This is a genomic window from Aquincola sp. J276, from assembly GCF_024700035.1.
Lineage (GTDB): Bacteria > Pseudomonadota > Gammaproteobacteria > Burkholderiales > Burkholderiaceae_C > Aquincola > Aquincola tertiaricarbonis.
The window spans coordinates 413,672-425,285 of record NZ_JAJONC010000001.1 but is presented as its reverse complement, the minus strand read 5'-3'; the positions used below and the strand labels follow the sequence as shown (position 1 = coordinate 425,285).

Below are 11,614 nucleotides of genomic sequence, written 5' to 3'. Positions count from 1 at the left end.
TGCCAATGCCTGCTGCTCAGCCCCACACCGTCAAAGGCCTGCTGCGCGTGATCGAGGCGCGCGACAGCGAGCTGGCGCTGCTCAAGCTGATGGTCGACAAGCTCAAGCTGCAGCTGCTGCGCCGTGTGAGTGCCGAGTTCGGCACCTCGAGTGAACAACTGGCCGCGCAGGCCACGCTGATCGGCAGCGAGGTGGTCCTGCAGGCCCAGCCCGTGGCCGCGACAGCTCAGCCTGCCGCAGCCAACGCCCCGGCGATCGACCGCAGCCTGCCGGCACACCTGCCGCGCCAAGCGCAGGTGCACCGCCCCGAGGCCACAGCTGCCCATCACGACAGTGCCGGCCACCCTTGTGGCTGCGCGTCCTGCGGTGGCCGCCTGCGCCAGATCGGCCAGGACGTGCCCGAGCAGCTCGAGTACGTGCCGGCGCACTTCAAGGTGATCCGGCATGTGCGGCCCAAGCTGGCCTGCGTGAACTGCCAGGCCAACTTCCAGGCCGCAGCGCCGAGCCGCCCGATCGCGCGCGGCATGGCCGGCCCGGGCCTGCTGGCCCATGTGATGGTGTCGAAGTACTGCGACCACATCCCGCTGTACCGCCTGAGCGGCATCTGCGCACGCAGCGGCGTGCACATCGATCGCTCCACCCTGGCCGGCTGGGTGGACCAAGCCGACCAGTTGCTGGACCCACTGGTGGCCGCGCTGGGCCGCTACACGTTGGCCGCCGCCAAGGTCCACGCCGACGACACGTGCGTGCCGGTGCTGGCGCCCGGCCTGGGCCGGACCCGGACCGGTCGGCTGTGGGTCTACGTGCGCGACGACCGGCCGGCCGGCGCCGACGAGCCGCCTGCGGCGTGGTACCAGTACACACCCGACCGCAAGGGCGAGCACCCTCAAGCCCACTTGCGCCGCTACAGCGGCGTTCTGCAGGCCGACGCCTATGGCGGCTGGGGCAAGCTGTACGACACCGGCCGGATCACCGAGGCGGCTTGCTGGGCGCATGCGCGCCGGCCCTGGTGGGACCTGTACCTGAGCACGGGCAAGGCCGAGGACGGCATCGCGGCCCAGGCACTGCGGCGCATCGCCGCGCTGTATGCGGTGGAGAAGGACATCCGCGGGCAGCCGCCCGACATCCGGCGCAGCCAGCGCCAGGCGCGGGCGGGCCCGCTGCTCGACGAGATGCACGCCTGGCTCAGCGGCCTGGTGGGCCGCGTCTCGGCCAAGTCCGATCTGGCGCGCGCCATCAGCTACAGCCTGACCCGGTGGCAGGCGTTGACCCGCTACCGGGACGACGGGCGCATCGAGATCGACAACAACGCGGCAGAACGTGCGCTGCGCGGCGTGGCCCTCGGACGCGGCAACTATCTGTTCATGAGTTCAAACGCCGGCGGGCGCCGTGCTGCGGCGATCTACAGTCTGGTGGAGAAGGCCAAGCTCAACGGGCTCGACCCCGAGGGGTACCTGCGCGAGGTGCTGGGCCGCATCGCAGACCATCCGATCAATCGCATCGACGAGCTGCTGCCTTGGAACATCGGGCGGGCCGTCGTGCCCGCAGCCGTTTTACTGCGTGCCGCATGAGTCACCCCGGTGTAGATCGTCAACTCATCGATGTCCTGAACCGTGCCAGCAGCCTGCAGCTGTTCCAGCTCAGCGCGCTGATCGAGCGCCTGCTGGCCGATCCGCGGCGCATCATCGCCGTGCGCGTGAACATGCACCTGGGCCAGACGGTGCGCTTCGTGGACTGGCGCGACGGCAGCCTTCTTGAAGGCAAGGTGCTGGCCATGAAGGACACGCAGGTGACCGTGCAGGACCTGCACGAGCGCCGGGAATGGAAGCTGCCTTATGCGGCCATCGAGCCGCCGGCGCCCAACCCAACCGCCCGTGCGCAAGCCGCTGCGGCAGCGCCGCCGCCGGCACCGCTCAAGCCCACCCGTAACGACTTCCGCCGTGGTGAGAAGGTGGCCTTCGAGTAAAAGTACCTGCAGACGGTGGTGGGCACCATCGTGCGCATCAACGACCGCACGGCCAGCATCGACCCGGGGGACGGAACGAAGTGGCGGGTAGGCTTCGGGCTGCTGCGTCACGTCCTTGACGTCTGACCAAAAGCAGCCGCGTCCGTCAAGAGGGTCGTAGGGCCGTGCTTACTTCGCAGGCATCGAGTGCAATGCCATTGGCCCTGACAGCACGCCACTGCGCGGCTCTCTCGCGTCATGCGTTTTCAACAAGCTTCTGGCGCGGCCTCCGACGTCGCCGGATGGCTGGAGGCGGCTTGCGCCAACAATGGCCTGATCGTGCTGGCGGTTCAGCCTGAGGCGCTGACGCGGACGAGGGATCGTGACAGAGGTTGCGCGTGCATCGAACGAACGCGGGCGTTGACACCACCAGCAAGACGCAAGTAAAAGCGGTCCGTTCCCAGGGCGGATCTAGCGCCGATCGCAGCCGCCCAAGGCGGCAAGCTGGACAAGTGCTCAACTTGTCAGCTCGCAAGCTCGCGCAAAATCGATTAGGCTGGTGCGGCAGTGGCAGCCATACTGCGTGATCATTCGACCGGGAGCCTCGTGATGAGTTTCGTAAGCGAATTCAAGGCGTTTGCCGTGAAAGGCAACGTCGTCGATCTCGCCGTTGGCGTGATCATCGGCGCCGCCTTCGGCAAGATCGTTGACTCACTCGTCAAGGACATCATCATGCCCGTGGTGGGGCGGGTCATCGGTGGCCTGGACTTCTCAAACTACTTCTTGCCGCTGTCGACTCCGCCTGCCGGCTACTCGGGGCCGATGACCTACGAGGCGCTGACCAAAGCCGGCGTACCCTTGTTGGCCTACGGCAACTTCCTCACCGTCGCGCTGAACTTCCTGATCCTGGCGCTCGTGATCTTCATCATGATCAAGCAGATCAACAGACTTAGAAGGTCCGAACCTGCGGTTGCGGAACAGCCCGCTGCAGAGCCGGAGGACGTCAAGTTGCTGCGGGAAATACGGGATTCCCTGCGTCCTCCCAGCGTTTAAGTCAACGCATTGCATCGGTACCCTCAGCCGACTAGCCAAGCGGGCGCAAGGCGCGTCTGCCGCCCTGCGCTGACGCGCAAGCTAATAGACGCGGTACCGGCCTCTCGAGAATCCAATCGACTGCCATGAATTCGCTGAGTCTGGCGGACGGCAATACAGAGCACGTCCGACATCGCCGCCCTAACGTGGCGCCGATCAGCGCCTACGTTGGCAACCATCCTGTGAGCACTTGCGCAGCGCGGCCCGGTTCACAATCACGGGCTTGCGACCCCAGTGTGCGCCTCCTTAGTGAGTGGCTAGTCTGTTTGCCCTGTGGGCACAGGCAGCCTGCAGCAGTCGCCTCAGACGACGCACCGACTAGCTCCGCGAGCTCGCCGCTGGTCATGAAGCCGCGGCGCGCAGAGCCGTCCGTCGCCTGCGCGTTGCACTAAGTCCTGCAAACATTTTGCTTGCTTTTTTGCCTTGCCGGTGTGCCGGCCAAGCGCTTAATTCGGGCGGCGCGTTTGACGGGCGCCTTGCAGCCCTCCACAGCGTGAGCGGTAGTGGCAATCGGGATCTGAGTGTGGGGACAGTAATTGAACATGGTGGTCATGAGTCGAGACAGCAGAGGTTTGATTCTGCGATCCACGGGTCGAGCCACGCTGGGCAGTCCTTGCAGCAGGTCTGAAGGACTCTGCCAGCCTCAGTTCTATCGGCGACACGGCATAGTCGGCGATCGCTTTGGGGGTGCAGCGTGATCCTTGGGGCACACAAGAGCACCGGATTTTTGCGTGGCCCGGCGTCCCTGGCCTGAACTAAAGGCGCACGCAATGGCGTGAGCATTGCGAAATAGCATGGCCGAGCTTGAAGCAATCCGGCCGACTGTGGCCCATTGTCTGCCCCGCCTGCTGCGCTGCGTTCGGCGTTTGCCTAACAGCCACCCGCGCCACTCCTGCGACGAGCTGGGTGTGCACCTGGCGCCTGCCTTCCAACCCCACCTCGCGGCTCTTTCGCCGCACCGGAGGCGCTCCGCGCGGCATCCCCGGACGCCAGGGTGGCATCACATTGCGCTCACAAGCCCCGACCTCCTCCCCGATGCCGGCATTCTCAGCGAACGCAGAAGTGCGGTCCGAGATATCGCGCAGCACGAACCACCCGGACGCGTTCGACGCGGCGATGGCACGGCGTTTCATGTTTCGCGTGAACTTCCGTCCGCTGGCAGGGGAACAACGGCTTGCGTTGTTCGCCGAACTGACCGGCCAGCCCACGTCCGTCAATCAAACTCGCATCCTCGCAGGGCTTGCCCAGCTGACGCTGGGTCACTTCGCGAACTCGCGCAAGCGCGTCGATGCCCTTCGACTGGGTGCCGATGCGTGGCTCCATGAGCTGCAGGAAGAGTATGCCGCGAAGGCAACCGCTCCACGGCGCATTGGCTTCTGACGCTAGGTCGCTGATGAGTCTGGTGGAGGCCTTCGAGCTGTGGCATGCACAACACCAAGATACCTTGCCCGCCTTGTCACGAAGCTGCCTTCTTACCTCGCGAGCCAAACCTTGGCTACCCACAACGATGTCAAAACCCTCTTTGTGGGAGAAGGCGGTTAGTCGCATGTGAGCTCGAAGAGCTGCGACCACACGCCGTACGCCTCAGTCCAGCGACCCAGCGGGCCCAAAGAATTCATAACGAAGCTGCGCTTCGGGCACGCCCAGCGCAGTCAGGGACCGCTTCACCTGCCGCATGAAAGGTTGCGGCCCCAGGAAGTAGGCATCGACTCCGGCCGGCTCGGCGGGAAGCCAGCTGGCCAGCCGCTCCGTCGTGATACGGCCGAGGGCACGGCCTTCCGCGTGCTCGCCCGGCGTGGCCTCGTCATAGAGATAAAACCGCTTGAGCTGTGGGTGCCGCTCGGCCATCGCATCCACCGCTTCGCGGAAAGCATGCACGCCTTCATGCCGCGCGCAGTGGACGAAATGCACCGGTCGCTCGGGCTGCTCGCCCGCCAGTGCCGCTTCCACCATCGCCATTGCCGGCGTGATACCCACGCCGCCGCTGATCAGCAGCAGCGGTCGGCCTCCCGCCGCCAAGGTGAAGTGGCCGGCCGGCGGGAAAAGCTCCAGCGTGCTGCCTGCGTGGATCTGCTCGTGCAGGAAATTCGACACCACACCACCCGGCTCACGCTTGACGCTGATCCGGTAGCTAAATCCGTTCGCCGCAGCCGACAGCGAATAGTTGCGCCGCACCTCTTGGCCGGCGATGATCAGGCGCAGGCCGATGTACTGGCCTGGCTGGTGTGCGACCACCTCGCCGCCATCGGTTGGCACCAAGTGGAACGAGGTAATCTCGTCGCTCTCGCGCACCTTCCTCGCCACGGTGAAGCGACGGGCGCCACGCCAGCCGCCGGGCATTGCCGCAAGCGTGTTGTACTGCTGCGCTTCCTCGCCGATCAGCAAGTCGGCAAGTTGTCCATAGGCTGCGGCCCAGGCAGCGATCACCTCGTCGGTGGCCACATCGGCGCCCAGCACCTCTCGGATGGCACGCAGCAGACAGCCGCCAACGATTGGATAGTGCTCCGGCAGCACCTGCAGCGCGACGTGCTTGTTGACGATCTGCGCGGCCAGCGGACCCAGCGCTTCAAGCCGGTTGATGTTCTTGGCATACATCAGCACGCCATTAGCCAGCGCGCGCGGCTGCGCGCCACTGGCCTGGTGCGCGGCGTTGAACAACGGACGCACCTCGGGATGCTCGGCCAGCATCAAGCGGTAGAAATGGGTCGTCAGCGCTTCGCCGCCGTTTTCAAGCAACGGCACGGTGGCGAGGACTACATTACGGTGGGCTTCGCTGAGCATTGGGGTGACTTAAGGATTAGTAGTGCGCTGTTCAATGCAAAGGACGGGCCAGGGCGTCGTCCGCCGCAAATCAATGACTTAGCAGCACATGCTGTCAAACAGATCGCTTTAGAATGACGTCAAATCGACAGCGTGAGTCAAAATGACGCCCACCCAGCTTCTTGACGCGATCGTGCCCCTGGTCACCGACTTGACCGCCGATCTGCCTGAGGATGAGCGCTTTCGTCGCCTGCTCACAGGGCTGCGCAGCGTAATGCCTTGTGACGCAGCCGCACTCTTGCGACTGGAGGGCGATCAGTTGCGGCCGATGGCGGTGGATGGCCTGAGCACCGACACGCTGGGCCGCCGCTTCCGCGTGGCCGACCATCCGCGGCTCAGAGCGCTGCTGGAAGCGCCCGGCCCAGTGCGTTTTGCTGCCGACTGCGGCCTGCCCGATCCGTACGACGGCCTGGTGGAAGGCGTGGCAGGTCACCTGCCCGTGCACGACTGTCTGGGCTGCGCGCTGCACCTGGCCGATGGAAGCGGCCGGCCGTGGGGCCTGTTGACGCTGGATGCGTTGCAACCACAGCGCTTCTCGAAGGTCGACCTGAAGGTCCTGAGCACGCTGGCCAGTTTGGCAGCAGCTACCGTGGCTGCGGGCGAGCGCATCGGTCAACTGACCACTTGCATGGAGCGCTACCGGTTGGCTGCGCAGCCTGCCAGCAGTCGGCTGATCGGGCAGAGCGCGGCGCACCGGGCGCTGTTGAAGGAAATCACGCTGGTGGGCGGCAGCGATCTGTGTGTACTGATCCAGGGCGAAACCGGCGTAGGCAAGGAGCTGGTGGCGCAGGCGCTGCATGCGGCCTCTCCACGCGCCGACCAGCCGATGGTCAGCATCAACTGCGCGGCGCTGCCCGACACGCTGGTGGAGAGCGAACTCTTTGGCCATGTCAAAGGCGCCTTCACTGGCGCCACCGCCGACCGCGCCGGCAAGTTCGAGCTAGCGCACGGCGGCACGCTGTTTCTCGACGAGGTGGGCGAGTTGTCACGGCAGGTACAGGCCAAGCTGCTGCGGGTGCTGCAGAGCGGGCAGTTGCAGCGTCTGGGAAGCGACCGCGAGCGTCATGTGGACGTACGAGTGATTGCTGCCAGCAACCGGAACCTGGCGCAGGAAGTGAAGGCCGGTCGGATGCGGGCCGACTTCTATCACCGGCTGAGCGTGTACCCGCTGCAGGTGCCGCCACTGCGAGAACGCGGGCGCGACGTGCTGCAGCTCTGCGGCCATTTTCTGGAGCAGAACCGCGCGCGGCTCGGGCTGGGTGGTCTGCGGCTCGAGGCTTCCGCGCAGGCAGCACTGCTGGCACACCACTGGCCCGGCAATGTGCGCGAGCTGGAACACCTGGTTGGTCGCAGTGTGCTGCGCGCTTTGGGCCGGGCGCATGCGGCGAGTGGCGCGGTGCCTCGCATTCTGAGCCTGTCTGCGGCCGACCTGGAACTGCCGGCGACGGTGCCTGCTGGTATGCCGGCAGCAAGGGAAGAAGTCGGCGTGGCACACCTGGAGTCGACCACGCCGCTGCGAGAAGCGGTAGATGCCTACCAGCGCCAGCTGATTGGCCAGGCCCTGCAACGGCACGGCCACCGGTGGGCGCCCGCGGCGCGCGAGCTCGGCCTCGACCGCGGGAATCTGGCACGGCTGGCACGACGGTTGGGTGTCGACAGCGGCACCCCAGCGACTCACGGGCGCCGTGGGCAGCACCAACCAACGTCGGGGTGACGCATTGCAGGCGCTCGTGGCGGCGACTTGTCGCGCCCTAACAGTGAAGCGTTGTACGCCCCGGATCGCCCAAACGGCATCTGCCAACCACCTGCGTGCGCGATCTCTGAAATCGGCGTTTGACTTCGCCATTGCACCAGCCCGATCAATGTGCGGCATGCCTCGTTCGGCGGCTGCCAAACGACGGGACATGGACCCGCGGCGGCACTGAAGTACTGGCATGGCCCGTGGTGGCATTGGCCCGGCCGAGTGGTTGGATCTATAGAATTGACGCCATGATCGCTTTGCACTCCACCGCCGCGACTGTCGGCACATTGCTGCTTGCCATCCTTGGCAAGCAGCAGGAGAGTGTGTGGTCGAGGCCAGGTCCTGCGTTTCACCGGTACCCAGCCGGCAGCAGATTCCTAGGCCCGGCGATCACCCCTCCTTCATCACGCGCAACACCAGATCGCCGGGCCCCCAGCCCCGCGCAGCCATGTGCTCATCGCGATCGATGGCCACAATCTGGAGTGCCGTATGCCTACTCTCGTCGATGAGCGAATGCTCACTGAACTCGACCACCTCCGACTGACTCACCTGCTACAGCGGCAAAGTGGGGGCGGCTCCACTTGGGACGCGCTGCGCGCTGTTCTGGCCGACGCGCAAGTGGTTCCTTTGGAACGTTTGCCAGCACATGTGGTGACCATGAACTCACGTGTGCTGTTGACCGACGTGCAGACCGGCGCGTGCACGCACCTCACGCTCACCTACCCAGCCGACGCCGACGCCGCCGTGCACCGGGTTTCGGTGCTATCGCCCGTGGGTACCAGCCTGCTGGGGCTGCGCGTGGGAGACGTCGCGAGCTGGTCACTGCCCGACGGACAAGCGCGCCACGCGAAGCTGGCAGTCATCGAGTACCAGCCAGAGGCCCACGGCGAGCTGGCGCTCTAGTCAAGGCCAAAGCCGGTTTCATCAATGGAGCGTCCATGCTGCCTATCGGCGGCAGGCCGTCGCACGTCGATGCTGTGTTCATAAGGAGTTTAAATGTCCCGCTTGCAATCAATCCTGGCAGCCACCGACCTGTCCCCGCTGGGCAACAACGCGGTGCGCCGCGCCGCCTTCCTGGCCGCCGAGCACGGTGCAGTGCTCCACATCCTGCACGTGGCGTCCAATCAGTGCCCAGAACCCGCGCTCGAATCGGCCCGCGTTCAGCTGCGCTGGCTCGCCCGCCAGATCGGCGCACGAGACGACGTGGTCGTCCGGACAGAGCTGGTTAGCGGCTCGATCGTCGAGCACCTGGTAATCCAGGCAGGCAATCACGACCTGCTGGTGGTCGGGCGGCGCAGCTACTGGCGCTTCAAGGACCTGGTGCGCAGTCGCATCAGCGAACAGGTAGTGCGGGCCAGTGTGGGCCCCGTGCTTGCCGTTCGCTTGACCGCCGCACGGCCTTATCGGCGCGTCACAATCGCCACCAACTTCTCGCAAGCATGTGAAGAAGCAGCTCGCCTGGCGGCCGACCTCAGTCCACGCGCCCAGCTGCAGCTTGCGCATGCCCTGCGCTTCTCCGGCCAGGATTCGGCGATGCGCGAAGTCGGCGTGCCCCTGCACATCGTGCAGGCTTACCGTCACCGCGAGGTCTTGGGGACGCAGGCACGTCTGCGCCGTCTGGCGCAACGTGTCGGCATCGCGTGTGATCGGGTAGAGCATACGGTCACCCGCGGGCCTGCGGCGCCAATGACGCTGCGCTTGCTTCAAGCGTGGCGAACCGATCTTCTGGTGGCCGGCCACAGCGGCAGCAACGCCGTGTGCCGATTCCTGGTGGGCGACATCCACCGCGAGTTTTGCGCGATGCGCAGGCCGACGTGCTGGTCGTGCCGTCGAAGCAGTCGCGCGCAAGTGCGGCAGTGTTAACCAACGTCGCTCCGGAGCTTGGGCGGTAGCACTTGCCAAAGGATCAACGCCGGCATGCGGTTCAACGGCTGACATTCTCTCTACTGCGGTCATGCAACCGCCCAGGTCTTGCGGAGTTCCTAGCGGCCCGTCACCAGTCGGAGGGCAGCAAACGCCACGACCGGCCTGGTCAGCGATACCGCTGAGAACACAGCGTTCGGCGTTGGCGCGGGTGTGCAACCTGACAACGAACCGCATCGAGCGGTCTACCGTTCGGAGCACTGAGTCAGTGACATCACAGACCCCGAGGATCCTTCGCGAGCTCAGCGACGGGACGCACTCCGGCTTGCATGAAGTCGTGGCTGCAAGCTAAGACTGTAGGCAGTAGTGCGCTTGCTGAAAAAACGATTAACGATCCAATCACATGGCTTGCGTGGCGCGGCGGCACCCTTGCAGTGTGACTGCCCAGACAGATGACCGGACGACCACGGCTGCGTCGCCTGGGACGGCGTGGTAACTTCTTGAGCCACCCGCACACGCTCGCGGTGTCCGGGCGTGGTCTCGGTCGACTGTCTGCGGACCTTGCCGGGATGGGAGATCGACGCTCGCAAGCCCAATGGCCGGCGCCAAAGCTCAAGCCGAATCGGCTTGGGACAGCCGGAAGCGCGCCTGTCCGGTTGGTTCATTGCTCATTCCGTGCGCCACGTGGGCAACGTGTAACCGGTCACAATTGCCGCCGTGCGCAGGCCACTGGCGCAGGCAGTGCCACAGAGCAAACAGAGCCAAGCCGGGACGTCGATGGCTTGGGCTCCGAGAAGCGTCCAGCCTCCGATGAAAGCGCAGAGGGCGTACGGACGGTGGTCGCTGAAAGCGACCGGAATCTCATTGCAGACGACATCTCGGAGTACGCCGCCGAACACCGCAGTGATGACGCCCAGCAACGTCGCCACCAGTGCCGGTAAACCACTGTCCCAAGCCAACTGAGTTCCCACCGAAGCGAAGAGGCCCATGCCCAGTGCATCGGGCCATGGATGGAGCGCTCAGCAAGCAAAAAATGCCGGCTGCGCATGAAGAGCATAGCGCCCACGCAGAGCGCTAGCACTGCCCACAGCCAGCTTGGGTGTTCGACCCAGGAGAACGGGCGACGATCCAACAGGACGTCCCTCAGCGTCCCGCCGCCAAAGGCAGTCAAGCTGGCTGCTACGACGACACCTACTGGATCAAGCTGCCGCCGCGCCGCGACAAGGATGCCGGAAACCGCAAATGCCAAGGTACCAGCCAACTCGACTGCTGTTTGAGCCAACGGAATCGCCGTCGTATCAAGCACGACATGGTCCTAGTAATGTCGCTGACACCGGCGTCAGTTGACAAGTTAGCACAGACGCGCATCAGACCGCGCGGAGGGAGCACCCGCAGGCTCGGCAGGCTGGCGCCGAAGTACCTGGCCTGCTGGGGTGCCGCGCACTTCAAGCCGCTCGCCGCCGTGTCCGCCCGCCAGACCGGGGACAAAAACTGTTGCCACCTGTCGGCGGCCATCACGTCGACCGAGGCCCAGTTGATCTGCAAACCTCCCCTTTTGCTCGCATGCCGCCTTTGCATGTCGTCGTTGGCAGCGCGTGGCGCAACCACCGGAACTGATGGCTGGGGCGGACGGCGGCGGCGGGTCCATCACCGTCCATCGCCACTCGCGCCGTATCGCGCGGACGGTACTGGTATACCGGCCAGCTCGCGTCACCGTAACCCGTCGCGTCGCTGCACCATCTTTCCCGCCGGCGCAGTAGACGAACGGCATCGTGGCGAGCGAGATATCCCGCGCCTCCTCACGCGGCGAGTCAGCTCGGGATGCACGCGAAGGCACTGCTGCACCTCCTCCCAATCAGGGGAGCACTGGCGTACACGAAGCCGCCGAGCAAGAAGGTCATGAGCGCGGAGTCGGCACCACGATCGCGGACAAGACCTTCACCAGGGCGACGGCTTACGGCGGCTCGGGTAGGCACTACGCCACCGCCGGTCGGTTCGGTGACACCGCTCGGGCCTATCGCCCATCGCCACGCCCTGCCTACCGACCTGACCGGACGACCCCACCGTGATCGCCGGGGTCACGTAAGTCAGGCGGCATTTCCTCGCCTGAAACGCTCCGAGGTGGGCGGCCCAGGCCGCTGTTGATTACTAGA

The 11,614-nt window shown here is 65.4% G+C and carries 9 protein-coding genes and 1 pseudogene; 7 read left to right on the top strand and 3 right to left on the bottom strand.

The genetic code is table 11. The features are described from left to right. Window positions 1-5: 5 nt before the first annotated feature. The 4 genes from tnpC to LRS14_RS02040 all read left to right on the top strand — a co-directional run bounded on the left by tnpC (window position 6) and on the right by LRS14_RS02040 (window position 4,417). Window positions 6-1,571 carry an IS66 family transposase gene (gene tnpC, locus LRS14_RS02055; protein ID WP_257800389.1) on the top strand — a complete coding sequence of 522 codons (1,566 nt, stop codon included), beginning with the start codon at window positions 6-8 and terminating at the stop codon, window positions 1,569-1,571. Further along, window positions 1,568-1,966 (top strand): hypothetical protein, encoded by a 399-nt coding sequence (locus LRS14_RS02050; protein ID WP_257798402.1) that lies wholly within the window; start codon window positions 1,568-1,570, stop codon window positions 1,964-1,966. The genes tnpC and LRS14_RS02050 overlap by 4 nt, the downstream gene beginning before the upstream one ends. 588 nt (window positions 1,967-2,554) lie before the next feature. Then, on the top strand, window positions 2,555-2,998 hold the full coding sequence (mscL, locus tag LRS14_RS02045; protein WP_257798401.1) for a large conductance mechanosensitive channel protein MscL: 444 nt from the start codon (window positions 2,555-2,557) through the stop codon (window positions 2,996-2,998). Between the two features lie 1,074 nt (window positions 2,999-4,072). Further along, window positions 4,073-4,417, top strand: a complete 345-nt coding sequence (locus tag LRS14_RS02040) for a hypothetical protein (RefSeq protein ID WP_257798400.1) — start codon at window positions 4,073-4,075, stop codon at window positions 4,415-4,417. Between the two features lie 204 nt (window positions 4,418-4,621). Here the strand turns inward: LRS14_RS02040 and hmpA are convergent, their stop codons facing one another. Further along, a complete protein-coding gene (gene hmpA / locus LRS14_RS02035; protein WP_257798399.1) occupies window positions 4,622-5,818 on the bottom strand; it encodes an NO-inducible flavohemoprotein in 1,197 nt (398 codons plus the stop codon). 142 nt (window positions 5,819-5,960) lie between these two features. Between hmpA and norR the strand changes: the two genes are divergently transcribed. The 3 genes from norR to LRS14_RS02020 all read left to right on the top strand — a co-directional run bounded on the left by norR (window position 5,961) and on the right by LRS14_RS02020 (window position 9,461). Beyond that, on the top strand, window positions 5,961-7,571 hold the full coding sequence (gene norR, locus LRS14_RS02030; protein ID WP_257798398.1) for a nitric oxide reductase transcriptional regulator NorR: 1,611 nt from the start codon (window positions 5,961-5,963) through the stop codon (window positions 7,569-7,571). Between the two features lie 540 nt (window positions 7,572-8,111). Then, on the top strand, window positions 8,112-8,501 hold the full coding sequence (rnk, locus tag LRS14_RS02025; RefSeq protein WP_257798397.1) for a nucleoside diphosphate kinase regulator: 390 nt from the start codon (window positions 8,112-8,114) through the stop codon (window positions 8,499-8,501). 93 nt (window positions 8,502-8,594) lie between these two features. Continuing rightward, the gene (locus LRS14_RS02020; protein ID WP_257798396.1) at window positions 8,595-9,461 is read left to right on the top strand and encodes a universal stress protein; all 867 of its coding nucleotides are present in this window, start codon (window positions 8,595-8,597) and stop codon (window positions 9,459-9,461) included. Between the two features lie 668 nt (window positions 9,462-10,129). On the opposite strand, the gene LRS14_RS30160 is transcribed toward LRS14_RS02020, so the two are convergent. Together LRS14_RS30160 and LRS14_RS30155 are read right to left on the bottom strand one after the other, a co-directional pair. After that, window positions 10,130-10,450 carry a TRIC cation channel family protein gene (locus LRS14_RS30160; RefSeq protein ID WP_310740787.1) on the bottom strand — a complete coding sequence of 107 codons (321 nt, stop codon included), beginning with the start codon at window positions 10,448-10,450 and terminating at the stop codon, window positions 10,130-10,132. A gap of 116 nt (window positions 10,451-10,566) precedes the next feature. Beyond that, window positions 10,567-10,767, bottom strand: a pseudogene (locus LRS14_RS30155) (trimeric intracellular cation channel family protein); the annotation flags it as partial. Window positions 10,768-11,614: the final 847 nt, after the last annotated feature.